This window comes from Psychroflexus montanilacus (assembly GCF_020164535.1).
Taxonomy (GTDB): Bacteria; Bacteroidota; Bacteroidia; order Flavobacteriales; family Flavobacteriaceae; genus Psychroflexus; species Psychroflexus montanilacus.
In genome coordinates this window covers 1,038,603-1,063,199 of sequence record NZ_JAIQZC010000001.1, presented here as the reverse complement: position 1 = coordinate 1,063,199, position 24,597 = coordinate 1,038,603, and the positions used below count along the sequence as shown (strand labels likewise).

Sequence of the window (24,597 nt, the reverse complement as noted above, 5' to 3'; positions counted from 1 at the left end):
CTTATATTCTTGCATCGTTATTTAATGTACCTTTGCAAATTATTTAAATTACAGAAATGAATAGCATTGTAGCCGTTGTTGGCCGACCAAACGTAGGAAAATCCACCCTCTTTAATAGAATGATAAAACGCAGAGAAGCTATTGTGGATTCTGTGAGTGGTGTGACGCGTGATAGGCACTACGGGAAGTCTGACTGGAATGGGCGTGAGTTTACACTTATCGATACTGGGGGTTATGTAATAGGGAGTGATGATGTGTTTGAAAAAGAAATCGACAAACAGGTTGAACTGGCTATCGATGAAGCGGATGTAATTGTATTTGTTGTAGATGTCATCACAGGGATTACACCTATGGATGAGGATGTGGCCAAATTGCTTCGCCGAGTGAATAAACCGGTGGTACTTTGTGTAAACAAAGTTGATTCCAATAAAAATAGAACCGATGCGCTTGAGTTTTACAACTTAGGACTTGGAGAATATTATACAATTTCCGCAACAAGTGGTGGTGGAACCGGGGAATTGCTAGATGCAATTGTAGAGAAACTTCCAGAACGTGAGGTGGAAGTTGATGAAGATTTACCAAAATTTGCCATTGTAGGACGGCCAAATGCGGGGAAGTCTTCATTTATAAACGCGCTGTTAGGTGAAGATCGTTATATCGTCACCGATATTGCAGGAACGACAAGAGATTCTATTGATACACGTTACAATAGATTTGGTTTTGATTTTAAACTTGTGGACACTGCGGGAATTCGTAGAAAGGCAAAAGTAAAAGAAGATCTTGAGTTTTACTCGGTGATGCGAAGCGTGAGAGCTATAGAAAATGCTGACGTTTGTTTGATAGTTTTGGATGCTTCTCGAGGTTTTGAAGGTCAGGATCAAAGTATATTTTGGCTGGCAGAAAAGAATAGAAAAGGCGTCGTGATTTTGGTCAATAAATGGGATTTGGTTGAAAAAGAAACCAATACTATGAAGGATTTTGAAGCTAAAATCCGTCAAGAAATTTCTCCTTTTGTGGACGTGCCGATTGTATTTATCTCAGTTCTAAATAAACAGAGAATTTTTAAAGCCATTGAAACGGCAGTTGAGGTTTATCAAAACCGAAGTAAAAAAATTAAAACCAGAGAGCTTAATGACGTCATGCTGCCTGTGATTGCTGAAAATCCTCCACCTGCTTTGAAAGGCAAGTATGTGAAGATTAAATTCATCACGCAGTTACCCACACCACAACCTCAGTTTGCTTTTTTCTGTAATCTTCCTCAATACGTGAAGGAACCTTATAAGCGTTTTCTGGAAAACAAATTGAGACAGGAATTTGACTTCAAAGGGGTTCCTATCTCTATTTATATGAGGAAAAAGTAAAGGTATTCACTTCATTTTATAAATAATTTAGTTTTTTATAACTAAATTAAACGTTGAGACATTACTTGAGTCTTAGTAGGGTATTTTCACCAATTTACTATGAAAAAAATCCTCACTTGCTTAGGTATAATGTTTTGTGTTTTGACTTCAAAAGCACAAGACTTTACTCTAAAAGGAATAGTTGTAGATAATACTTCTAACCCACTTAGTTCCGCAACAGTTTTTGCAGAAACCCTTGGAGATTCTACTTTATTGAATTACACCATAACGAATAGTGAAGGTGGCTTTGAGTTAGCTGTTAAAGCAAAAGAAGATCAGGCTCGACTTAACATTAGTTTTACTGGGATGCAGTCTTATGTAAAAATTGTTAAGTTAAACACTTCAACAATAGATCTTGGGGAAATAAAATTAGAGGAACTTACTAACAATCTCGATGAAGTTCTAGTAAACGTAAATCGTTCGCCGATTACCATTAAGAAAGATACTTTAGAATTTAATGCAGCGTCTTTCAAAACACGTCCTGATGCTAATTTGGAAGAGACACTTAAGCAGTTGCCCGGTGTGGAAGTGGATGTGCAAGGGAATATTACTGTAAACGGGAAACCTGTTCAAAGGATTTTGGTAAATGGGAAAGAATTTTTTGGGAATGATCCTAAAATTGCGACAAAGAATTTACCCAAAGAAATTATCAACAAAATTCAGGTGGTTGATACCAAAACTCAGTCTCAAGAATTTACAGGTGAAGAAGGAGATTCTGAAAATAAAACCATCAATATTACCATTGATGAAGATAAAAATAGAGGTTATTTTTCCAGAGCAACTATAGGTGGAGGCACGGATGACAGGTACGAAATGAGCGGTATCGCCAATTATTTTGAAGACAAATTGAGGTTTAGCGTTTTGGCAAGCTCCAATAATATCAACAGTAGTGGATTCACCTTTGACGAAGTTTTTGATGCGATGGGTAGAAGAGCAAGAACTATAACAAGAAGTAGTGGTGGGGGTTTTGGTATTAATGGTATTAACTTTGGAAATGATTCCGGAATTACAAAATCCGAAACTGCAGGGCTCAATTTTGTTAATGAATGGGGCAAAGAATACGAGGTTTCTGGGGATTACTTTTTTGGGAGTAATAAAACCGACACGAGGACTTCAACTAGAAGAGAAAATATCCTTCCTGATAGAACTTTCTTCACAAATTCTGAGAGCAATTCAAGAAGAGATAATAATTCTCATAGAGGTAATGTCAACTTTACATTCAAGCCGGATACTTTAACAAGGATCAATATCAGACCTTCTATAAATATAAATAAGGGTACAAACCAAAGTTCAAGTTTATCGGAATCTCTGGCAGAAGATGGAGGTTTGATAAACAATTCTGAAACTGATAATAGGAATGATAACTTGAATTTTACGTTTAGTAATGATCTTTCCATCACTAGAAAGTTTGGGAATAGAGGTGCGTTCTTGAATTTTTCATTCGAAAATGAAAATAATAAGAGTGAAAGTGATAATTTTTTCTTTTCTAGTAGAGAAACTTTCGGAACGAATCCAACGACAGAGATTCAAGACCAGTTAATTTCAGAAGATAATAATTCTGACACCTACGAGATAAGGTCTCGCTATCGCTCTGTAATGACAGATAACTTATTTCTTGATATCGCTTATTCTTATGAAATAGAGTCAAGCAAAAATGAAAGGAGTGTCCTGGATTTTGATGAGAACACAGGAACCTATTCAAATTTCAATGCAGAATTGAGTAACGAGTTTAAAGTCAAAGGGGAGACCCATATCCCAAATGTTGGCTTAAGGTATGAGGGTGATAAATTAAGGACAGGATTCAATGTAGGACTGCTCAATACACAATTGAGAACAGAGAATTTAATTCGAAATGTAGGGTTTAAGAATGATTTTAATAACCTGTTTACAAGTGCTAATTTGAGGTATGAATTTGAACGTTCAAAACGAATTAGTGTTTACTATAGAAACAGCAATAATATTCCTTCAATCCAACAGCTTCAACCGGTACGGATACAAACTGATCCTCTAAATATCATTGAAGGAAACCCGAATCTAAGGCCATCTTTCGATCAAAATATTAATGTAAGCTTCAATAATTTTGATTTTAAGTCAAGATCAGGTTACGGGTTTTACATGTCCTATTCATATATTCAAGATCAAGTTGTTTCAGTATCTGTGACAGATCAAGACCTTCTTAGGACAACGACATTTGATAACATAAGTGGCGGACAAGATGCGAACGCGAATTTTTATTATAGTAAACAATATAAAGCAGAGAACAAAGACACTTATAGACTAAGAGGAAATATTTCTGGCCAGTATTCAAAAACATTAGGGTTTACTAATGCTCAGCAATTTGAAAGTGAAAATTACGTCGTTTCACCAGGCATTGGACTTACTTATGAAAAAGATGAATTTATAACCTTAAATCCAGGTATTAGTATCGATTATAATTTAAGGAACTATAACATAAATGCTAACAGGAACGAAGAGTTCACAAACCTGAATTTCTCCCTTCAGACGACCACTTATTGGCCAAAAAATGTGGTATTTGGAAATGATATCACATATTTTAAGTTTGGTAATGTAGCAGCAGATTTTAGATCAACATCTTTACAGTGGAATATGAGTATTGGATATCAGTTTTTAAAGGATAATGCTACTTTAAAATTTAAAGTTTATGATTTGCTAGACCAGAACATAGGTACCCGAAGACAAACAGGAGATGATTTTGTTCAAGACACAGACCAGTTGATTTTGGAGCGTTATTTTATGCTGAGTTTCACTTACAAGCTCAGTAAATTTGGTGGAAAGGATCCAAATTCTCGAAGAAGGCGTTTTTGATAATAACTGAATATCCTTTTTTAAATTTATTATGATTACTGTATAAGCTGTGATAGATCCTCAGGATTAAAACTTAACTCCTGCATTAACATAGTGATACTTTCAGGACATATTTTAGCTATATTTGTTGTTAACTTAATTTTGGAATTATGGGAATTTTTATTGTCATTGGCGTTATAGTTGTCTTAGTCATATGGATTATTGCTATTTATAACAACCTCGTAAATCTTAGAAACCGCAGAGAAAATGCATTTGCCGACATTGATGTTCAATTGAAGCAACGTCATGATTTGATACCGCAACTGGTCAATGCAGTAAAAGGCTACATGACTCACGAACGCGAAACTTTAGAATCGGTCACTAATGCCAGGCGTAACGCTATAAATGCAAGTACAGTAAATGATAAAATTGCCGCAGAAAAAGAATTAGGCTCTGCATTGCAGGGTTTAAATGTTCAAGTTGAAGCCTATCCAGACTTGAAGGCTAACGAAAATTTCATGCAACTACAAACCGAAATTTCAGATATCGAAAATAAACTGGCTGCTGTAAGACGATTTTTTAATTCAGCGACCAGAGAGCTAAATACGGCTATCGAAAAATTTCCAAATCTAATTTTTGCGGGGATGTTCGGTTTTAGTCGTCAGCCTATGTTCGATTTAGGTGAAGCAAGATCAGGTCTGGATAAAGCTCCTGAGGTTAGCTTTTAAACAACATTTTTTATGGCAAAGTTTGTGGGTATCCAAACCCAAATTAGGCGTAATAATTTTCGTTCTACACTTATTTTAATTGCGTTCCCAATTCTATTACTCGTGGCTGTGTTTGCTGCAGTGTATTTCCTAACTTTTGATGAATTTGGAGATCCCCAACCCGAAGTTGCTTTAGACATTTTCACAGGAGCAATTCCTGCTACTGTTATCATAGTAGCAGTTTGGTTTTTGATAGCTTACTTTTTCAATACCAAAATGATTTCTATGGCAACAGGCTCAAAAACACTGAGCCGTAAGGAAAACATGCGTGTCTACAATTTAGTAGAAAATTTATGCATAAGTGTAGGAATGCAAATGCCAAACGTAAAAATTATTGAAAGTAAAGCCTTGAATGCCTTTGCTAGTGGAATTCGTAAAAAAGACTATACCGTTACACTAACCCGTGGACTTATCGATAAGCTTGATGATGACGAACTGGAAGGTGTTATTGCTCACGAGTTGATGCATATCCGCAACAAGGACGTTCGATTGCTAGTGGTAAGTATCATTTTTGTGGGCATATTTTCCTTTGTGGTCCAAATTGCATTCAGGAGTTTTCTTTACGGAGGAATGTCTAGACGAAATAATAAGGATAGCGGAAAGGCTATGATTATCATATTAGCCATTGCTGCTGTGGCTTATTTTGTGTCTTTACTTTTCAAATTTGCTTTAAGTCGTAAACGGGAATATATGGCAGATTCTGGAGCAGCAGATATGACGAGAAAGCCTTGGGCACTAGCTTCGGCACTAAAAAAGATAGCACCCAACCATCATGTAGATGATGTGAAAAGTGAAGACGTCCAAGAACTATTTATTGAAAACACACCTAAAGATGGTAAAGTTGGATTTCTAGGAGGCATTGGAAAATGGTTTTCAACGCATCCACCTATTGAGAAGCGAATTCAGTTTTTGGAGCAATTCTAGGGCCTTAATATTAATTTAAAACTATTAAGTTCTTTAAAGTAACAAATCGAAATAGTTTTTAGTCATTGTGATTTAGTTTTTTTTAAAATTACCAACTTCCACCAGCACCTCCGCCGCCGAAGCCACCACCGCCAAATCCACCACTAAAACCTCCTCCACCGCCAAAGCCACCAGATGAGCCGCCAAAGCTTCCACCGCCCATACTTCTCCCCATACTGCCTAAGATGAGAAAATCAAGGAAATCTGGGCCGCCACGACGATTATTGTTGCCTTTACCAGAACCGCCACCTCTGTTTTTTCTGGCGATAAGTATAAAAATAACTATGAAAATGAGAATAGGAAAAATAGCAAATGGCCAGGTGCTTTCGCTCTTTGATTGCTTAACTTCGGAGGCATCAAATCTTCCAGCGAGAACTTCAAAAATGGCTGTAGTTCCCTTATCTATTCCTTCATAATAATCAGCTTTTCTAAACTCTGGAAGGATAATGTTTTCAATAACTGTTTTAGTGGTTGCATCTGTTAAGTATTGTTCAAGTCCATAACCCGTCGTGATCCAGATTTTACTATCATTTTTTGCTATCAATATAAGAAGACCATTATCTTCCCCTTTCTGACCTATACCCCATTTCTGAGCCCACTCTGCTGCATAAGTTCCAATGTATTCGCCATTAAGAGTTTTGATTGTTGCCACAACTATTTGTGTAGACGTAGTATCTGCATAAGTTTCTAGCTTTTTCCTGAGTTGACGAACCTCGTTATCTTTAAAAAGATCTGCACCGTCATAAACAGACATTTCTTTTGAAGGTTTTTTGGGGATTTCTATCTGAGAATAACCACTGGAACCAAAACTTAAAACGGCAAGTAAAGTATATAAAAATAGTCGTTGTACTGACTTCATAGATTAACCTTTAGAGATTTCGTCATTCAATTCGTTAGTGTCATCAGATTGATAAGGGAAATGTTGTTTCAGTTGTTCTCCAGCTTCCAATATGCCATTAATCAGGCCTTGCTTATAGTTGCCAGATTTAAATTGGCTTATGATTTCATCTTTAGTACTTTCCCAAAACCCATTTGGAACGACATTATTTATGCCTTTATCACCTAGGATTACAAGTTGATGGTCATCTATAGATACATAAATTAAAACTCCGTTAGAAAGCTCTGTTTTATGCATTTCCAGCTTTTCAAAAATTTCAAGCGCATGCTCAAATCTATCACCATCACAAGTGTGTTCAATATGGACACGTATCTCGCCTGAGGTATTCAATTCTGCCTTTTTGATGGCTTCGACAATTTCCTTTTCTTCTTCAGGATTTATAAACTCAGAAACTTTCATGAATTGTGTTTTAATTGAAATCAAACTCTACTTCTCTCGCATTTTCAGAACCTTCATCTGCAGAATATCTAGACATTTCATCAAAATTGAACCAGCCAGCAAAGATAGAATTTGGAAATACTTTGATGTGAGTGTTGTACTCTCCAACTGAAGAGTTGTAGCGATTTCTTTCTACGTTAATTCTGTTTTCGGTCCCTTCCAATTGTGTCTGAAGATTCATAAAATTTTGATTGGATTTCAATTCTGGATAGCGCTCAACACTTACCAATAATCTAGATAAAGCAGAATTTAAACCACCTTGAGCCTGCTCGTATTGTTGTATGTTTTCTTCTGTAAGATTATCAGCATTTATGTTTACAGAAGTTGCTTTAGCTCTAGCCTCGATTACATCTGTTAAGGTATTTCTTTCAAAATCTGCAGCGCCTTGTACCGTTTTAACCAGATTTCCTATTAGATCGTTCCTGCGTTGATAGGCGCTTTCTACATTACTCCATGCTGTTTTAGCTTCTTCTTGTAGCGTAACAGCAGTATTATTGAAACCTTTAGTCCAGCTGTATAAGCCAAAGCCTACAACTGCAATTATTATAACTGGGATTAACCACTTTTTCATTCTTTTTATTTTTAAAGTTGATTTTTTATAGAGATAAGTTCAGCTTTTATGGCTTTCAATTTGCTGATTAATTCAAATTTGGAAAGGGTGTCTTTTTTGTCTTCACGAAGGTGTGTCTTTGCACCCTCAAGTGTGAATCCACGTTCTTTTACAAGATGGTATATGAAGTCTATTGTTTTAAGATCCTCCTGGGTGAATTTTCTATTTCCTTTTGAATTTTTTTTAGGTTGAATTTCATCAAATTCTTTTTCCCAAAAACGTATAAGTGATGGGTTAACATCAAAGGCCTTGGAGACTTCCCCAATAGAATAGTAAAGCTTTTCTCCAAGCTGGTGTTTCATCAGTCTAGAGATTGATTTTCAAGCGTAGACTGGTTTAACATGATGTCATACTCCTCGGCAGTTAAATCACCATGATAGAAGTTTATAGGGTTAACGACCTTACCATTTTTGTGAACTTCATAGTGCAAATGGGGAGCCGTAGAAAGTCCTGAATTACCAACATAGCCAATAATTTCTCCACGTTTTACCTTTTGTCCAGGCCTTACATTAAATTCATTTAAGTGTGCGTAATAAGTTTCGTAGCCAAATCCATGATCCAGCACAATCAAATTTCCAAATCCACTGGTCTTTCTTGCTTTTTTCACGGTAGCATTTCCTGTTGCAAATACCTCAGTATTAGAGGGTGCAGAAAAATCCATTCCGTTATGCATTTTTCTGTACTTTAAGATGGGGTGCATCCTGATACCAAATCCAGATGCCATACGCTTTAAATCATCATTTTTGACAGGCTGAATAGCTGGAATAGAAGCCAATAGTGCTTCTTTGTTTTTTGCTAAAGCCGCTATTTCATCAAGTGATTTGGATTGAATCACCAGACGTTTGGCGAGTTGATCAAGATTTTTAGTGGTTTCTGTGATAATTTCAGAATTTTCAAAACCTTCTAGATTTTTATATCTATTGATACCTCCAAAACCAGATCTGCGTTGTTCTTCTGAAATGGGATTGGCTTCAAAATAAACTCTGTATATGTTGTTGTCACGATCTTCTACATTTTCCAACACATCCACAACATCCTCCATTCGCTTATTCAAAAGTTCGTATTGAAACTTCATGTTCTCAATTTCTCTTTTGTATGCTTTTTCTTTGGGGGTTTCAACATTTGGAATGTTGAGGTAAACCAGCGCTAATACGAAACTTGTAGCAATAATTCCTAATAAGAAAAGCGTACCCAGGGCAAAATTTTTCCCTTTCTTGGGTTCAATTTTACGGTAGGATAAAGTTTCACTATCGTAGTAATATTTTACTTTACTCATTCTTTAATTTTATAGTATTTTTGCTCCTATTGGGTTGCAAACTACTAGTAAGTAACTTACAAATATAACTTAAATTTGAAACACCTTAAAATAAATTCAGCTCAGACTTTATGAACTCTATACTTCTTCGACGTCAATTTTTAGAATTTTTTGAAAGCAAATCTCACGCCAAAGTAGATTCAGCACCGATTGTGCTGAAAGATGATCCCACCTTGATGTTTACCAATGCTGGAATGAATCAGTTCAAATCCTACTTTTTGGGGAACTCTGAACCGAAATCAACACGTGTTACAAATTCTCAGAAATGTTTACGCGTAAGCGGAAAACATAACGATCTGGAAGAAGTAGGAAAAGATACTTATCACCACACTATGTTTGAAATGCTGGGCAACTGGAGTTTCGGGGATTATTTCAAAAAAGAAGCTATAGATTGGGCGTGGGAGTTTTTAACTGAAGTTTTGGAGATTTCTAAGGAGAATCTTTACGTTACTATATTTGAAGGTGATCAAGCAGATGGATTAGCAAAGGATACCGAAGCTTATGAGTTTTGGAAAGCGCTGGTGAATGAAGATAAAATTTTACTAGGCAATAAGAAAGATAATTTCTGGGAAATGGGTGACCAAGGGCCTTGTGGACCTGCTTCAGAAATTCATGTTGACTTACGAACTGAAGCAGAAAAGAAAAAGGTTCCTGGAAAAGACTTAGTAAATCAAGACCATCCACAAGTGGTAGAAATATGGAATTTAGTCTTTATACAATACAACCGTAAAGCTAACGGAAGTTTGGAAATGTTACCCTCCAAGCATATCGATACCGGGATGGGTTTTGAACGCTTATGTATGGTAATGCAGGGCAAAACTTCCAATTATGACACAGATGTCTTTACGCCACTCATACAAAGCATCGAAAAGATTACAGGTAAAACTTATGGCAAATCCGAAGAAATCGATATTGCTATACGAGTAATTGCAGACCATGTGCGAGCTGTAGCTTTTGCCATTGCAGATGGACAATTACCAAGTAGTACGGGGGCTGGTTATGTCATTCGTCGTATTTTGAGACGTGCAATCCGATATGGGTTTACTTTTCTGGATGTAAAAACGGCATTCATTTATCAGCTTGTAGATGTACTTTCAAAACAGATGGGAGAAGCATTTCCAGAAATTTCTAATCAAGCCGAACTTTGCAGAAATGTGATTAGAGAAGAGGAGAAGTCTTTTTTAAAAACCCTGGAGCAAGGCCTAGGATTACTGGATAATTTGATGGAAGCGTCTTCTTCAAAAACGATAAGCGGTCAAAAGGCCTTTGAACTTTACGACACATTTGGTTTTCCAATCGATTTGACGAGTCTGATCTTAAGTGAAAAAGGCTATGAATTAGATTTTCAGGCTTTTCAGGAAGAACTGACTAAGCAAAAAAAACGCTCTAAAGATGCAGCGCAAACAAGTTCTAGCGACTGGACGATAGTCATTCCTAATGAAAGCGGAAAATTTGTAGGGTATGACCAGACTGTAGTTCATACTCAATTAATACAATATAGGAAAGTCACTTCCAAAAAAGACGGCGAACAGTATCAACTGGTGTTTAAGAAAACACCGTTTTATCCTGAAGGAGGAGGGCAAGTTGGAGATAAAGGCTACTTAGAATTTCAGGATGGGAGTAAGGTTTATATCCTGGATACCAAGAAAGAAAACAATCAAATCATCCATTTTTCTAAAACCTTACCATCCTCTACAAACCAAGAATTCAGAGCTGTAGTGGATGTTACTCGAAGACAGAAAACAGCGGCAAATCATACTGCGACTCACTTATTGCATCAGGCATTAAGACAAATTTTGGGGACTCACGTGGAGCAAAAAGGCTCTATGGTAAATTCAGAATATTTAAGATTTGACTTTTCACATTTTTCAAAATTGACGGACGAAGAACTAAAAGCTGTAGAAGAGTTTGTGAATGCCAGAATTCAAGAAGCTTTAGAGTTTGAAGAGGAACGACAAATTGCTTATGATACTGCTATCGAGAAAGGGGCTATCGCTCTTTTTGGTGAGAAATATGGGGATAAAGTACGGATGGTGAAATTTGGCGAGTCGATGGAACTGTGCGGAGGTACTCACGTGCAAAACACCTCAAAGCTTTGGCATTTTATTATCAAAAATGAATCGTCGGTGGCATCAGGAATCAGACGTATCGAAGCTATTTCTTCCGAAGCCGCTAAAGCGTTTTTAACCAAAGAATCTCAAATATTAACTTCGGTTAAATCTATTCTGAATCAGCCACAGGATATTTTGAAGTCTGTAGAATCCCTTCAGGAAGAAAATCTAAACTTAAAGAAAGAAGTTGAGCAACTGAATCAACTGAAGTTGAAGCAAATTAAGTCGGAATTACAGTCTCAACTCAAAGACATCAATGGGGTAAATTTCGTTTCTCAAAAGGTTGATCTCGATGCTGGCGCTATGAAGGATTTAGCTTTTCAGATTGGAGGGGAAAAAGAAAATGTATTTATTGTGTTAGCTTCGGAAGCGAATGGAAAAGCTTTGTTGGCTTGTTATATTTCCAAATCCATAGTAGAATCTGAAGGCTGGAATGCGGGAAAAATCATCAAATCTCTTGGTAAGCACATTCAAGGTGGTGGTGGTGGACAAGCTTTTTTTGCAACTGCTGGTGGAAAAAATGCATCTGGGATTCCTTCAGCTCTGGAAGAAGCTAGGTCTATCGTAGAACAAAAATCAACTGCAGGATAATATGAAATTATCAACTGTTGTTCCTTTACAACCCATACCGCACCTTATAGATTACGGCTCAGAATTGTTGTGTTTAGGATCGTGTTTTGCGGAACATATCAGTCGAAAATTAGATCACTTTCATTTTAAAGTTAAGAGCAATCCTTTTGGAATTTTATTTCATCCAGAAGCGATTCTGAATGTGGTTGAAAAAGCTGTAACGGATAAGGAATTTACAGAAGACGATATTTTTCGACATAACGAAAACTGGCATTCTTTTTTTTCTCACTCCAGATTAAGTAGGAATTCATCAGCAGAAACTTTAGCAGTATTAAATTCAGCAAGAAAACAACTGAAGGAAGCGGGTGAAAAGTCCAGCCATATCATCATCACACTTGGAACTTCATTTATTTACAGAGAAAAATCATCACATTTAGGTGTCGCCAATTGTCACAAATTGTCTCAGGATCAGTTTGAAAAAGAACTGACACCAGTGGATGAGTTGAAGATAATTTTAAGTCAGCTTCTTCTTAATTTTAAAACTCTCCATCCAGATGTAAAACTCATTTTCACAATTTCTCCTGTGAGACATGTTAAGGATGGGATTGTGGAGAATCAACGAAGTAAGGCGCGTTTAGTTTCAGCTTTGCATGAGGTTTTAGAAGAAAGCTCAAGTTTCTGTTTCTATTTTCCATCTTATGAATTGATGGTGGATGAATTTCGCGATTACCGATTCTATGATCGGGATTTGATACATCCTAATACTTTAGCAGTAGATTTAATTTGGGAGAGATTCAAATTGAATTTTATTTCTGAAGCTGTTTACGCGGATATGGATAAGGTTGAAAAATTACAAAAATCTATAGCGCACCGCCAAACAGTATCCAAAGGCGAAGCTTTTGAAAAACTCAAAGCCTATCAATATAAATTGAAAGAGGAATTGATCAAAAAATATCCTTTTATGAATTTTGACAATTTATGACGAGAAGACAGGAGATATTGAGTGTAGCCAAAACCTTATTTAGAGATAAAGGTTACAGATCTGTGAGTATGCGAGATTTGGCCAAGGCTATGGATTTTAAGGCGGCAAGTTTATATAATCATATCAGTTCTAAAGAAGAAATCTTAGCTGAAATTGTACTTGGTGTAGCGCATTATTTTACGCGTGAAATGGAAATCGTCAAAAGCATTGATGTTGACGCCAAAACACGACTAGAGGCTGTCATCAATCATCACATTGATTTGACTTTGCAAAAACCTGAAGCTATCGCCATTGTAAATAACGACTGGATGCATCTGGAAGGCAACAACTTTGAAGAATTCTTGAAACTTCGCAATGCTTACGAACAAGATTTACGCGATATTATTAATAAAGGAGTGGAATCTGGAGAACTGAAAGCTAAGAACGTAGAGGTGATTCTCTTTTCACTGCTATCCACCTTAAGAACACTGCATTTGTGGTACAGGAAGCGGAGCGGTGTGAACGGTCAGCAATTAAAAAATGACATCACCGAAATTCTTCTTAATGGAATTGTAACAAAAGCTTAAAGTTAAATACCATAAAAAGTTTAATTTTGAAGCTTAAAAACCTTTCTTAATTATGCAATCTTTATCCTTAAAGCTATTCTTATCTATTTTTTTACTTATTGGATTTACAAGCCAAAGTCAAATAATAAGTCAATACGTTGACACTAATTCTGGAACGTTTCCAAAGGGAATTGAGATTTGGAACAATACTGGAGCAGTTCTTGATTTTACTACAAGTAATCTTATAATTCAACAAGGTACTAATGGAGCAGCGCCTACTGATGCTGTAACTATCAATACTGGTACACTGGCCGTTAATGAAGTTTTAATAATAGGAACTTCAGATATGCAGGTAGCAGCAGATGCAAATTCAGTAAGGTTTGTTTTAAATAGCTTCACATTTAACGGCAACGATGCTTTAGTAGTTCAGTATAATGGAATAACAACAGATGTCTTTGGAACACCTGGTACCGACCCAGGGTCATCTTGGTCTGGTAACGGTGTCTCAACTGCCGATCAAAATCTTCAGTTGATAGAAGGTGTTTCTTCTGGAGAACTTTCTGGCTTTACAGACCCAAGTACACGTTTTGAAACTGTAAATGCAGACCCTAAAGGTATAAATGGATTGGAAGGATTTGGTATTGCTCCAGTCGGAACAAGTGATCCCAGCTTAAAGGCATCGGTAGTTTCTTTAAGTGGTTTGGTTTATCCAGAAAATGGCGGTCCATCTGTTTCTCAAGAAATTTTTATAACAGGTAATAATTTAGATGGATCAGATGTTTTAATTCAACTTCCTACAGGCTCTGATTTTGAGATTTCTCAAACACAAAATGGAACTTATTCAGATCAGATAATTTTCCCTGGATATAACGGGTCTGCCTCCAGTGTTTATGTTAGGCTCAAGCAAGGTCTGATAGTTTCCAATTATTCAGATGTATTGGAGATTTCAGGTGGAGGTTCATACACTACAGGAGTATATCTGGATGGAAGTGTATTGGGAGATGCTTTTATTCTTTATGAGTTTACAGGTGACTCACCAAATCCAACCTACAGTCCTGGCAATGCAACCTTAAGTAACTTTGGAATTTCAGAAAACAGTTTAATTTATGGTACAACTGGCACATGGTCTGGCTCTGGCATACCATATGCTCAGGGGAATTCTGGTTGGGGTGCAATGTCACCAGATGTTGCTAAGAATTTCTTTTTCGTATTGAACCCAGATGCTGGATTCAGAGCAAATCTTACAAACATTTCTTTTGAATGGAGAACAACTGGTGCAGGACCTTCTGCAATTACAGTTGAAATCAATGGAATTGAAATAGCAACTTTTAATTCGGGCTCTAGTGAACAAGCTATATTTAATCAAAACTTAAGTGGCTTTAACGATTTATCTGAAGTGATTGTCAGGATAAAAGGATGGGACAATGGTTCAAGACCAACTTCAGGTGGTGGGCAATTTAGAATTGATGACGTAAAGATTGATGGCGAAATTATAAGCAAACCTTTCGATTATATCTACGAGAATGGAGCCTGGAGTCCAGAGTCGCCAATAAATATTTCTACAAACCAGGATGATATCTTAGTTGTCGATGGTAATCTATCAATAGAGCAAGATTTAGTTTCAAATGATTTTCAAATCTTAAGTGAAGCAACAGTTGATTTCGCAAGTACAACTACTTTGAATGTCACGGGAAACCTAAGTGTAAACGGCAACCTAACCTTCAAAAGTGATGTTACAGGTAGTGCGCAATTGTTACATTCTACGACTTCTAATATTATAGGAGACATTGCTGTTGAGCGATTTATACCCGCTAAACGTGCATTTCGATTCTTGAGTTCACCAGTAGGCGGGGAATCTTTTGCCAACTCATGGCAGCAGGACACTCACATCACGGGCGATGGTGGAGACGCCAATGGCTTTGATAATACCACAACCAATAATCCTTCATTGTTTACTTACGACAATCAAATTACCAATCCAACGGGTGGGGCAGGTTGGACGGCAGTTAGTTCAACCAATGAAGTTTTAGAAGCTGGAAAGCCCTATAGATTAATGGTTCGGGGAGATAGAACTATTAATTTAACTGATAATGAGGCAGAACCAACGATTACTACGTTAACTTCTAAAGGGCAGATGTTGTCTGGAGAATTGACTACTGGAAATCAACTTCAGGAGTTATCTCAATTTGTTGATACTTTTAGTTTCATTGCCAATCCATACCAAGCTGTTGTTGACTTTACAGAACTTTCGACTACAGGTATTACAAACTTCATTTATGTGTGGGATGCTAAAATTGGGGGTGATAATGGCAAAGGAGGTTATGTTACAGTAGATCTTTCAGGTTTAGCTCCAGATCCATCTTCATCCGAGGCGAGTGAATTCATTATTCCAGGACAAGCCTTTTTTGTGAAGAATACAGAAGAACTTACGGAAACACCTTCTATTACATTTACTCCTAATGCTATTGCATCAGGACAGCCACAACCTGAGATTTTATCTGAAAATACACAAGCTTATATCAACATAAAACTCTATAAAGCTGAGGATTTCATTAATGGTTCCATGGAGGCAGATGCAGCTGGTTTAAGGTTTTCAGAAGATTTTACAACACCTCCTTCAGATGAAGATGCTGTAAAATTTATCCAGTCAGGAGAAAATATTGCTATAATCAATCAAAAGATACTTTCTATTGATAAAAGAACATATCCTGAAAATGAGGACATCATTCAAATAGCCATAGGCAATTATCAGCAACCAGACTATACATTGAACTTCAATTTTGATGCTCTACCAGAAAATAAGTCCTTGATTCTAATTGATAACTATCTTCAAGAAGAAGTGGAAGTAACTGAAGGGTTTTCTTATAATTTTAGCGTTGACAGTTCAATTGAAGAAAGCGAAAATGAGTCTAGATTTCAATTGAAATTTGTCCCTGTAACCCTAAGTGACAAGGATTTTGAATTGTCAGACTCCGTAAGAGTTTACCCAAATCCAGTGAAAGGACTGTTGACCTTAGATGGACTAAAAGATAATGAGATAGAAGATGTCCAAATCTATTCTGTTTTAGGGCAAGAATTGTTTATTAACTATTCCATAGAAGATGAAAAGGTTCAAATTGATGCCTCTGGATTGAGTGAAGGCCTTTACTTTATCAAGATTGAAACTGATCAAGGTTCAGCCTCAAAAAGGTTTATAAAAAACTAATTTAAAATTGTTTTTCAAAGTCCTCAATCTAAACTTGGGGACTTTGTTAGTTAACAAAACCTTTGTTTATTTTAGGCCCATGTATTTAAAACTTGGAAAGCCCTTATTAGATTTTGTCCTGAGCCTGATTGGGCTTCTTCTCTTAAGTCCATTGTTGGTATTAATTTCGGTTTCACTTTTTTTGATTCACAAGTCCAACCCCATTTTCTTTCAAGTTAGAATAGGTCAGTTTGGTAAAAAATTTACGGTATACAAATTCAAAACCATCAAAGACAATGGACAGTCGCATTCATTTTTGAAATTGCTTCGAAAAACTAAAATCGATGAATTTCCACAACTTATCAATGTACTGAAAGGCGAAATGAGTCTGGTAGGGCCCAGGCCAGATGTCCCGGGGTATTACGATCTTTTGAAGGGAGAAGCAAGAAATATTTTAAAACTAAAACCTGGATTAACAGGCTATGCTTCCTTGAAATTTGCAAATGAAGAGTCCGTGTTGAGCCAGCAAAAGGAACCGCTTAAATACAATGATGAAGTCATTTTTCCTCAAAAAGTAAAACTGAATCTTCAGTATTACCAAAACGTTTCACTTTTGTTTGATTTAAAAATCCTTCTAAAAACGATACTTTTACCTTTTCAGAACTAATCTAACTTTATGTCTTCAGAATTATCAAAAATCTGGTTATCCTCACCGCATATGGGTGGCCAGGAACAGGAGTTTGTAGCCAAAGCTTTTAAAGAAAACTGGATCGCGCCCTTGGGGCCAAACGTGAATGGATTTGAAGCTGATCTTGAAGATTACCTGGGAAAGAATAAGCATATTGCTGTGCTGAGTAGTGGTACAGCGGCAATACATTTGGCATTGGTCCAACTCGGCGTGTCTGAAGGCGATGAGGTGATTTGCCAGAGTTTTACCTTTTGTGGCTCTGCTAATCCCATCATGTATCAGGGGGCGACGCCAATTTTCGTAGATAGCGAAGCTTCGACTTGGAACATATGTCCGAAAGCCTTGGAGACAGCTATTTTGGACAGAATAGCCAAGGGTAAGACGCCTAAAGCTATCATACCGGTTCATCTTTACGGGATGCCTTATTTGGTTGAAGAAGTGGCTGCAGTAGCTAGAAAGTACGATATACCGATTATTGAAGATGCTGCAGAATCTCTGGGTTCCACTTTTAAGTCTAAAAGTTGCGGCACCTTTGGAGACTTTGCCGCTTTGTCTTTCAATGGTAATAAAATCATCACTACTTCTGGTGGTGGCGCTTTGGTTTGTAAGGATAAAGTTTCCAAAGAAAAAACCGTTTATTTTTCCACTCAAGCCAGAGATAGTGCTCCACATTACCAACATTCCGAAATCGGATTCAATTATAGGATGAGTAATATTTCTGCTGGAATCGGTAGAGGACAGATGCTAGTTCTCGACGAACATGTGGCTTTGAGAAGAGGAATGCATGAGTTTTATAAAACTTTGTTTGAGGATATTGATGGAGTAGAGGTGTTATCCGAACCAAGTGAAGATTATTTTAGTAATCACTGGCTCTCGGCCATTTTAGTACATCCTGACAAAACCGAAGGAATCGATAGAGAGCAATTGCGTTTACATCTGGATACCTATAATATTGAAAGCAGACCCCTTTGGAAGCCTATGCATTTGCAGCCAGTGTTTGCCAACATGCCTTACTATGGCAATAAAGTTGCAGAAGAATTATTTGCTAATGGACTTTGTTTGCCTTCAGGCTCTAACCTCACTTACGAAGATAGAGAAAGAATCAAATCAGCTATTTTAGAAGTATTTAAAAAATAGAATTATGGACATTTTTGAGATTATAGAAAAAAGACGTTCGGTTTTCCCAAAACAGTATAACGATGAACCTATTCTGAAAGAAGAGCTGGATAAAATACTTTCTGCAGCCAATTGGGCTCCAAACCATAAGCATACAGAACCCTGGCGTTTTAAGGTTATGCAGGGTGATAGTAAGTTGAAATTTGCAGAATTTCTGGTTGAAAAAAATGCTGAAGTAGAAGGGAAGCCATCATCCTTTAAAAGAAAAAAGATTGTTTCCAAATTTGAAGAATCGCATACAGTCATCGCGATTTGTATACAGAAAAGTCCGAAAGGCAAACCTCCGGAATGGGAGGAAATCTCCGCTGTGGCCATGGCAGTTCAAAACATGTGGTTAGCTTGTACAGAACTCAATATCGGTGCTTACTGGAGTTCGCCTTCACTCATTCATCTGGTTGATGATTTTTTTAATTTAAATGATGGAGAATCTTGTTTAGGATTTTTCTACATGGGTAAATACGATGGAGAACTTGAAGAAGGCAAGCGAAAATCAACAATTGATACTAAAGTAGACTATTACTTGTAGAGTTGAAGTTTTTTTGGCTTTAATAATTTAACATCAATTTTTCGGATATTAAACTAACAATCGTTAGTTTTGATATTAAATCAATAATTGATGGCTAAATTTTTTCCGTTAAAAGTAAAAGACGTTTATAAGGAAACCGATGATTGCTCTGTAGTGACCTTCGATATTCCAGAAGACTTAAAACCTGATTTTATATATCATCAAGGGCAGCATTTGACTTTGAAAAAGGACATCAATGGTGAAGATGTGAGACGATCGTATTCACTTTGCTCAAGTCCTGTGGATGATGAGTGGAAGGTCGCTGTGAAACAGATTTTTGAAGGAAAATTTTCAACCTATGTCAACCAAGAGTTGAAAGCCAATGATATTTTGGAAGTGATGCCGCCAAGCGGAGACTTTGGGGTGGATGTCCAGCAGGACAACGATAAAACTTATTTATTTTTTGCTGCAGGCAGTGGGATTACACCCATTCTATCGATGATTAAAACGCATCTGTCTAAAGAACCGAATGCTAATTGCAAGTTATTTTACTTGAATAAGAATGCGAAATCCATTATATTTAAAGAAGAAATTGAACAAATTCGTAACCGTTACTTTGGAAGATTTGAAATTTTCTACTTTTTGACCAGAGAACAAAGAGATATTGAATTGCTGAATGGTAGGTTTACTCCGGAGAAAATTCAGTTACTGGCTAATACTGTTTTTGACGTGAATGAAGTGAGTGATGTATTTGTTTGCGGTCCAGAGCAGATGATTTTTATGATTCGGGATGAACTCACCGCATTAGGTCTTGAAAATGATAGAATTCATTACGAATTATTTGTTTCGGGACTTTCAGAAGAAGATAAGAAGCGAACAGAAGAAGCTTTGGCTAAGCGAAAAGAAGGGACTCAAATCACGATTATGGATGGTGGAAAAGAGTTTCATTTTGCCATGACCAAAGATTACGATAATATCCTGGATGCAGCTTTGGCTGCGGGAGCAGATTTGCCATTTGCCTGTAAAGGTGGCGTTTGCAGTACATGCAAGTGCCGAGTGATGGAAGGTAACGTGGAAATGAAAGTGAATTATGCTCTGGAAAAAGATGAGGTTGCACAAAACTTGGTATTGAGCTGCCAGGCCGTGCCGACTTCAGAAAAGGTGACTGTAGATTTTGATGTGTAGAAGTGAGGTGCTAGTATAAAGTATACATGAAAGAGAAAGGAAAATAGAAAAAAGAGAATAGAGAAAAGAAAATTTGAAATATCATAAGGTTATGAAAAATCAAGGGAAAAAGAATGTAAGAGACGAGCAGATGAAAAGCTTAGAAGAGATTTTTGAAGCTAAAATTGCTCGTGATGAAAAGATTGAGCCTAAAGACTGGATGCCGGAGAAGTATCGTAAAACACATATTCGTCAAATTTCACAGCATGCACATTCCGAAATTGTTGGGATGCTGCCAGAAGGAAACTGGATCACCAGAGCTCCGTCTTTGAGAAGAAAAGTGGCCTTATTGGCAAAAGTTCAGGATGAGGCTGGGCATGGTTTATACCTGTATTCGGCTTGTGAAACCTTAGGAATTTCCAGAGAAGAACTTTATGACCAGTTGCACTCAGGAAAAGCTAAATATTCAAGTATTTTCAATTATCCAACTTTGACTTGGGCAGATATAGGAGCGATAGGCTGGTTAGTTGATGGGGCGGCGATTATCAATCAAGTGCCGCTTTGCAGTACTTCTTTTGGCCCTTACGCCAGAGCCATGGTGAGGGTATGTAAAGAAGAAAGTTTCCACCAAAGACAAGGTTATGAAATCATGATGACGCTTTGCAACGGAACTCAAGAGCAAAAAGATATGGCACAGGATGCACTTGATAGATGGTGGTGGCCAGCGTTGATGATGCTGGGTCCTACAGATGATGAATCTACGCATACCGAGCAATCCATGAAATGGAAACTGAAACGCAAAACCAACGATGAATTACGTCAGCAGTTTATAGATCAAACGGTGCCACAAGCCGATATTTTAGGGCTTAAAGTTCCGGATGAAGATTTGAAATACAACAACGAAACCGGTCACTATGATTTTGGTGAAATTGACTGGGAAGAGTTTTGGCAAGTTGTGAAAGGTCATGGTATGTGTAATAAAGAGCGAATCTCTGCCAGAAAAAACGCCTGGGATAACGGAGAATGGGTGAGAGATGCAGCAGTCGCTTACGCCGATAAACAGGCAGAGAAGGACGTGAAGGAAGCGGTTTAAATCTAGATTCAAGATTTTGGATATTAGACATAAGAGAGGATGGAAAAAAGAGAAAAGAGAATAGAAAAAAGAGAAGAGAGAATAGAGAAATGATAGTAGAGAATATTTTTTATTTTACTCACGACTCACGACTCACGAACGAAATTCCGCGTCTTAGCGACTTAACTTATAATTAAAAAATAACATTCAATGTCAAAAAAAAACTGGCCACTTTGGGAAGTGTTTGTAAGAAGTAAAAACGGATTAGAGCACCGGCATTTCGGGAGTTTACATGCCCCCGACGCCGATATGGCGCTCAAAAATGCCAGAGATGTATACACCCGCCGAAGTGAAGGCGTAAGCATTTGGGTGGTTGAGTCCAAAAATATCAAAGCATCCAATCCAGATGATAATGGCGAAATGTTTGAACCCGCAGCCGATAAAGCCTATCGTCACCCGACTTTTTATGAATTGCCAGACGATATCGAGCACATGTAGATTAATGAGATTTAGCTCTCGCTTTTAAAGACCATTGAAATGACAAATGATAATTTAATACACTACATCTACGGCATCGCCGATAACTCACTTATTCTAGGTCAGCGTATTTCAGAGTTGTGTGGTCATGGACCCACTTTGGAAACCGATATTGCTTTGACCAATATTGCTTTGGATTTATTAGGTCAGACCAGAAGTTATTACAAATATGTGGCGGAACTTTCCCCAAAAGACATTAGCGAAGATGATGTGGCTTTTCTAAGAACAGAACGAGAATATAAAAACGTGCTTTTGGTTGAGCAGCCCAATACTGATTTTGCTTACGTCATTGTTAGGCAATACTTCTTTGATGTATTTCATTTTATGCTCTTGAAGGAATTAGAAAATTCAAAAAATGTCAATTTCCAAGCGATAGCCAAAAAAAGCCTGAAGGAAGTGTCTTATCACAAGCGTTTTTCTGGAGACTGGCTCAAACGACTTGGTGATGGAACTGAGGAAAGCAAACTAAAAGCTCAGCAAGCCGTCAATGATTTGTGGGTGTATACCGATGAGCTGTTTCATATGACAGCCAATGATAAGAAAGTGGCAGAAGCAGGCTATGGTGTGGATACGACAACTTTAAAAGTACCCTACTACGAGACGATAACAGCTTTACTCAAAGAAGCTACACTGGACATTCCAGACACTAAGTATTTCCAGAAAGGAGGAAAAAATGGAATTCATACAGAGCACATGGGATACATTTTGTCCGATATGCAGTATATGCAACGCACCTATCCAGATATGAAGTGGTAGGTTTTAGACATTAGATTTAAGAACTTAGATTCTAGACCTTTGATTTTTAAAATTCTCAATTTATAATTCAAAATTTTAAAAGTGTAAATGACTCAAGAAGCAGACATAGATATAGAGCTATACGATATCCTTAAATCGGTTCCCGATCCAGAGATTCCTGTGTTATCTATCATCGATTTAGGCGTTGTTCGTTCTGCGAAATTGCTTCCCAATCACGTGGCTAAAGTTGAAATTACACCCACCTACAGTGGTTGCCCTGCCATGGATGTGATTGGCGACGATATTAAAACTGAACTCCAAAATCATGGTTACACCCCGCAGGTCAAACTCATTTTGTCCCCAGCCTGGACCACCGACTGGATGACGGAGGAAGGCAAGCAGGCGCTCAAGGATTACGGCATCGCTCCACCTATGGATGCCACCTCAGACAAAGATGCGCTACTCGGGAACAAACGCGTTATCCCTTGTCCGCAATGCGAGTCCAAAAACACAAGATTGGTAAGTCAGTTTGCCTCCACTGCCTGCAAGGCGATGTTCAAATGCGAAGATTGCGAAGAAACCTTTGATTATTTTAAATGTTTAATTTAAGCTGTATTTGGCGGTTACCCTCGCTTAGGCGGGGTCGGGCTTTCGGCAGTCGCTTTCTTGCTCCCATACTTTGGGGAGCAAGAAGAGCTCCAACAGACGCCTCAATCCCTAACCGAGGCCTATCCCAAAAGTTCTGTTATCAAGATTTTCATCCGAAATGTTTTCAGCTTAAGTCTACTGAATCACTTTCAATTTCGAGATTGTTTAGAGACCAATTTCGTAACTTTTCAACTTAAAAATCACTAAAAAATCAAAACCATGGATTCCAGTATATTAATCACTATTCAAAATCAAGTGGCCTATATTACCTTCAATAGACCCAACAAATTCAATAGTTTCAATCGGGAGATGGCTTTTGCATTGCAAAAAACATTGGACGACTGTATTCGCAATGAGGAAGTGAGAGCTATCGTTTTAACAGGTGAAGGCAAAGCCTTTTGTGCAGGTCAGGACATTCAGGAAATCACCGATCCAGATCAGCATCCAGGATTTAAAAAAATATTAGACGACCATTACAATCCCATCATCACCCGCATCAGAAATATTGAAAAACCAGTCATTGCCGCTGTCAACGGTGTTGCAGCAGGAGCAGGAGCTAATATCGCCTTAGCTTGTGATATTGTCGTCGCTAATGAACAGGCGAGTTTTATACAGGCTTTTTCCAAAATTGGTCTCATTCCTGATTCCGCGGGAACCTTTTTTCTTCCTAGGCTCATAGGTTTTCAAAGAGCCTCCGCTTTGGCTATGCTTGGTGATAAGGTAGATGCTGTAGAAGCCGAACGTATGGGTATGATTTATAAATATTATTCTCCAGAAACTTATCAGGATGAAGTAAAAAATCTAGCGGAAAAGCTGGCCAAAATGCCCACCAAAGCCTTGGCCTATACCAAAAAAGCATTGAACAAATCTTTCAATAATTCCTTAGAAGAACAACTCGCTTTAGAATCTGAATACCAAATCGCCTCCGCCAATACAAAAGATTACGAAGAAGGCGTTTCGGCGTTTATGGAGAAGAGAGAAGCGAAGTTTCAAGGACATTAATTTCAAAATTCAAATTCATTATTTTTTATTTCAAATTTTAAATAACTAATTATGACAGCTTCGGAATTGGAAAATAGATTAATAGATTTTGCGGTAGCATGTATTAAGCTGACAAATAAAGCTAAAAAGTCGTTTGCCTCTGAGCATATGAATAGTCAATTAATCAGATCTTCAACAAGCGTGGCTTTAAATTATTCTGAAGCACTCGCAGGTTCATCATTCAAAGATTATATCTTCAAGATGCAAATCTGTTTAAAAGAATTAAAAGAGTCTAAAACAAATTTGCTTATTCAACAGAAATCTGAATTATATCAAGAAACTGAATCAATTAAAACTCTAATAGAAGAAGCTGAAGAATTAATTAAGATATTCTCAAAAAGCATTGCTACTTCAAAAAAGAAAAATGGATTGAAATAAAAAATCAATTTTAATTAACTAAAAAATTTGAAATAACAATTTTGAAATAATAAATACAAAATATT

Annotated in this window: 23 protein-coding genes; 18 read left to right on the top strand and 5 right to left on the bottom strand. The window is 37.3% G+C overall.

Going from position 1 to position 24,597, the window contains the following annotated elements:
* Window positions 1–56: 56 nt before the first annotated feature.
* The 4 genes from der (at window position 57) to LB454_RS05005 (ending at window position 5,896) form a co-directional block, all read left to right on the top strand.
* Window positions 57–1,361 carry a ribosome biogenesis GTPase Der gene (der, locus tag LB454_RS05020; protein WP_224463527.1) on the top strand — a complete coding sequence of 435 codons (1,305 nt, stop codon included), beginning with the start codon at window positions 57–59 and terminating at the stop codon, window positions 1,359–1,361.
* A gap of 99 nt (window positions 1,362–1,460) precedes the next feature.
* Window positions 1,461–4,226 (top strand): outer membrane beta-barrel protein, encoded by a 2,766-nt coding sequence (locus LB454_RS05015; protein ID WP_224463526.1) that lies wholly within the window; start codon window positions 1,461–1,463, stop codon window positions 4,224–4,226.
* 149 nt (window positions 4,227–4,375) lie between these two features.
* Window positions 4,376–4,933 (top strand): LemA family protein, encoded by a 558-nt coding sequence (locus tag LB454_RS05010; protein WP_224463525.1) that lies wholly within the window; start codon window positions 4,376–4,378, stop codon window positions 4,931–4,933.
* 12 nt (window positions 4,934–4,945) lie between these two features.
* Window positions 4,946–5,896 carry a M48 family metallopeptidase gene (locus LB454_RS05005; RefSeq protein WP_224463524.1) on the top strand — a complete coding sequence of 317 codons (951 nt, stop codon included), beginning with the start codon at window positions 4,946–4,948 and terminating at the stop codon, window positions 5,894–5,896.
* Window positions 5,897–5,984: 88 nt separating this feature from the next.
* Here LB454_RS05005 and LB454_RS05000 read toward each other — a convergent pair whose 3' ends face one another.
* From LB454_RS05000 to LB454_RS04980, 5 genes are read right to left on the bottom strand one after another with little or no spacing between them, the layout of a single operon-like run.
* Complete coding sequence (locus LB454_RS05000) at window positions 5,985–6,794, bottom strand: TPM domain-containing protein (RefSeq protein WP_224463523.1); 810 nt, start codon at window positions 6,792–6,794, stop codon at window positions 5,985–5,987.
* Between the two features lie 3 nt (window positions 6,795–6,797).
* A complete protein-coding gene (locus tag LB454_RS04995) occupies window positions 6,798–7,232 on the bottom strand; it encodes a TPM domain-containing protein (RefSeq protein WP_224463522.1) in 435 nt (144 codons plus the stop codon).
* A 10-nt stretch (window positions 7,233–7,242) separates the two neighbouring features.
* Window positions 7,243–7,842 carry a LemA family protein gene (locus tag LB454_RS04990; RefSeq protein ID WP_224463521.1) on the bottom strand — a complete coding sequence of 200 codons (600 nt, stop codon included), beginning with the start codon at window positions 7,840–7,842 and terminating at the stop codon, window positions 7,243–7,245.
* Between the two features lie 11 nt (window positions 7,843–7,853).
* A complete protein-coding gene (locus LB454_RS04985) occupies window positions 7,854–8,183 on the bottom strand; it encodes a MerR family transcriptional regulator (RefSeq protein ID WP_224463520.1) in 330 nt (109 codons plus the stop codon).
* The gene (locus LB454_RS04980; RefSeq protein WP_224463519.1) at window positions 8,183–9,157 is read right to left on the bottom strand and encodes a M23 family metallopeptidase; all 975 of its coding nucleotides are present in this window, start codon (window positions 9,155–9,157) and stop codon (window positions 8,183–8,185) included. Before LB454_RS04980 ends, LB454_RS04985 begins: the two co-directional genes overlap by 1 nt.
* 110 nt (window positions 9,158–9,267) lie before the next feature.
* Here LB454_RS04980 and alaS point away from each other — a divergent pair, with 110 nt between their 5' ends.
* From alaS to LB454_RS04910, 14 genes are all read left to right on the top strand, one after another.
* On the top strand, window positions 9,268–11,898 hold the full coding sequence (gene alaS / locus LB454_RS04975) for an alanine--tRNA ligase (protein ID WP_224463518.1): 2,631 nt from the start codon (window positions 9,268–9,270) through the stop codon (window positions 11,896–11,898).
* 1 nt (window position 11,899) lies between these two features.
* Window positions 11,900–12,859: a GSCFA domain-containing protein gene (locus tag LB454_RS04970; protein WP_224463517.1), complete on the top strand. Its 960-nt coding sequence runs from the start codon at window positions 11,900–11,902 to the stop codon at window positions 12,857–12,859.
* The gene (locus tag LB454_RS04965; protein WP_224463516.1) at window positions 12,856–13,425 is read left to right on the top strand and encodes a TetR/AcrR family transcriptional regulator; all 570 of its coding nucleotides are present in this window, start codon (window positions 12,856–12,858) and stop codon (window positions 13,423–13,425) included. The genes LB454_RS04970 and LB454_RS04965 overlap by 4 nt, the downstream gene beginning before the upstream one ends.
* 52 nt (window positions 13,426–13,477) lie before the next feature.
* Window positions 13,478–16,609 (top strand): T9SS type A sorting domain-containing protein, encoded by a 3,132-nt coding sequence (locus LB454_RS04960; protein WP_224463515.1) that lies wholly within the window; start codon window positions 13,478–13,480, stop codon window positions 16,607–16,609.
* Window positions 16,610–16,688: 79 nt separating this feature from the next.
* Entirely contained in the window at window positions 16,689–17,255 is a 567-nt protein-coding gene (locus LB454_RS04955; protein WP_224463514.1) for a sugar transferase, read from the top strand.
* A gap of 9 nt (window positions 17,256–17,264) precedes the next feature.
* Window positions 17,265–18,413, top strand: a complete 1,149-nt coding sequence (locus LB454_RS04950; protein ID WP_224463513.1) for a DegT/DnrJ/EryC1/StrS family aminotransferase — start codon at window positions 17,265–17,267, stop codon at window positions 18,411–18,413.
* A gap of 4 nt (window positions 18,414–18,417) precedes the next feature.
* Window positions 18,418–18,978, top strand: coding sequence for a nitroreductase family protein (locus tag LB454_RS04945; protein ID WP_224463512.1), 561 nt, complete (start codon window positions 18,418–18,420; stop codon window positions 18,976–18,978).
* Window positions 18,979–19,068: 90 nt separating this feature from the next.
* Window positions 19,069–20,142 (top strand): 2Fe-2S iron-sulfur cluster-binding protein, encoded by a 1,074-nt coding sequence (locus LB454_RS04940; protein ID WP_224463511.1) that lies wholly within the window; start codon window positions 19,069–19,071, stop codon window positions 20,140–20,142.
* Window positions 20,143–20,233: 91 nt separating this feature from the next.
* A complete protein-coding gene (gene paaA / locus LB454_RS04935) occupies window positions 20,234–21,214 on the top strand; it encodes a 1,2-phenylacetyl-CoA epoxidase subunit PaaA (protein ID WP_224463510.1) in 981 nt (326 codons plus the stop codon).
* A gap of 189 nt (window positions 21,215–21,403) precedes the next feature.
* On the top strand, window positions 21,404–21,691 hold the full coding sequence (gene paaB, locus LB454_RS04930) for a 1,2-phenylacetyl-CoA epoxidase subunit PaaB (protein ID WP_224463509.1): 288 nt from the start codon (window positions 21,404–21,406) through the stop codon (window positions 21,689–21,691).
* Between the two features lie 39 nt (window positions 21,692–21,730).
* Window positions 21,731–22,486: a 1,2-phenylacetyl-CoA epoxidase subunit PaaC gene (gene paaC, locus LB454_RS04925; RefSeq protein WP_224463508.1), complete on the top strand. Its 756-nt coding sequence runs from the start codon at window positions 21,731–21,733 to the stop codon at window positions 22,484–22,486.
* Window positions 22,487–22,573: 87 nt separating this feature from the next.
* Window positions 22,574–23,074, top strand: a complete 501-nt coding sequence (gene paaD, locus LB454_RS04920; protein ID WP_224463507.1) for a 1,2-phenylacetyl-CoA epoxidase subunit PaaD — start codon at window positions 22,574–22,576, stop codon at window positions 23,072–23,074.
* A 258-nt stretch (window positions 23,075–23,332) separates the two neighbouring features.
* Entirely contained in the window at window positions 23,333–24,115 is a 783-nt protein-coding gene (locus LB454_RS04915; protein ID WP_224463506.1) for an enoyl-CoA hydratase-related protein, read from the top strand.
* Window positions 24,116–24,166: 51 nt separating this feature from the next.
* On the top strand, window positions 24,167–24,532 hold the full coding sequence (locus LB454_RS04910) for a four helix bundle protein (RefSeq protein ID WP_224463505.1): 366 nt from the start codon (window positions 24,167–24,169) through the stop codon (window positions 24,530–24,532).
* The last annotated feature ends 65 nt before the right edge of the window (window positions 24,533–24,597 follow it).

Bases quoted from the DNA above. Each gene is read 5' to 3' on its own strand.
- der (WP_224463527.1), top strand. From the start codon at position 57: ATGAATAGCATTGTAGCCGTTGTTGGCCGACCAAACGTAGGAAAATCC.
- LB454_RS05015 (WP_224463526.1), top strand. From the start codon at position 1,461: ATGAAAAAAATCCTCACTTGCTTAGGTATAATGTTTTGTGTTTTGACT.
- LB454_RS05010 (WP_224463525.1), top strand. From the start codon at position 4,376: ATGGGAATTTTTATTGTCATTGGCGTTATAGTTGTCTTAGTCATATGG.
- LB454_RS05005 (WP_224463524.1), top strand. From the start codon at position 4,946: ATGGCAAAGTTTGTGGGTATCCAAACCCAAATTAGGCGTAATAATTTT.
- LB454_RS05000 (WP_224463523.1), bottom strand. From the start codon at position 6,794: ATGAAGTCAGTACAACGACTATTTTTATATACTTTACTTGCCGTTTTA.
- LB454_RS04995 (WP_224463522.1), bottom strand. From the start codon at position 7,232: ATGAAAGTTTCTGAGTTTATAAATCCTGAAGAAGAAAAGGAAATTGTC.
- LB454_RS04990 (WP_224463521.1), bottom strand. From the start codon at position 7,842: ATGAAAAAGTGGTTAATCCCAGTTATAATAATTGCAGTTGTAGGCTTT.
- LB454_RS04985 (WP_224463520.1), bottom strand. From the start codon at position 8,183: ATGAAACACCAGCTTGGAGAAAAGCTTTACTATTCTATTGGGGAAGTC.
- LB454_RS04980 (WP_224463519.1), bottom strand. From the start codon at position 9,157: ATGAGTAAAGTAAAATATTACTACGATAGTGAAACTTTATCCTACCGT.
- alaS (WP_224463518.1), top strand. From the start codon at position 9,268: ATGAACTCTATACTTCTTCGACGTCAATTTTTAGAATTTTTTGAAAGC.
- LB454_RS04970 (WP_224463517.1), top strand. From the start codon at position 11,900: ATGAAATTATCAACTGTTGTTCCTTTACAACCCATACCGCACCTTATA.
- LB454_RS04965 (WP_224463516.1), top strand. From the start codon at position 12,856: ATGACGAGAAGACAGGAGATATTGAGTGTAGCCAAAACCTTATTTAGA.
- LB454_RS04960 (WP_224463515.1), top strand. From the start codon at position 13,478: ATGCAATCTTTATCCTTAAAGCTATTCTTATCTATTTTTTTACTTATT.
- LB454_RS04955 (WP_224463514.1), top strand. From the start codon at position 16,689: ATGTATTTAAAACTTGGAAAGCCCTTATTAGATTTTGTCCTGAGCCTG.
- LB454_RS04950 (WP_224463513.1), top strand. From the start codon at position 17,265: ATGTCTTCAGAATTATCAAAAATCTGGTTATCCTCACCGCATATGGGT.
- LB454_RS04945 (WP_224463512.1), top strand. From the start codon at position 18,418: ATGGACATTTTTGAGATTATAGAAAAAAGACGTTCGGTTTTCCCAAAA.
- LB454_RS04940 (WP_224463511.1), top strand. From the start codon at position 19,069: ATGGCTAAATTTTTTCCGTTAAAAGTAAAAGACGTTTATAAGGAAACC.
- paaA (WP_224463510.1), top strand. From the start codon at position 20,234: ATGAAAAATCAAGGGAAAAAGAATGTAAGAGACGAGCAGATGAAAAGC.
- paaB (WP_224463509.1), top strand. From the start codon at position 21,404: ATGTCAAAAAAAAACTGGCCACTTTGGGAAGTGTTTGTAAGAAGTAAA.
- paaC (WP_224463508.1), top strand. From the start codon at position 21,731: ATGACAAATGATAATTTAATACACTACATCTACGGCATCGCCGATAAC.
- paaD (WP_224463507.1), top strand. From the start codon at position 22,574: ATGACTCAAGAAGCAGACATAGATATAGAGCTATACGATATCCTTAAA.
- LB454_RS04915 (WP_224463506.1), top strand. From the start codon at position 23,333: ATGGATTCCAGTATATTAATCACTATTCAAAATCAAGTGGCCTATATT.
- LB454_RS04910 (WP_224463505.1), top strand. From the start codon at position 24,167: ATGACAGCTTCGGAATTGGAAAATAGATTAATAGATTTTGCGGTAGCA.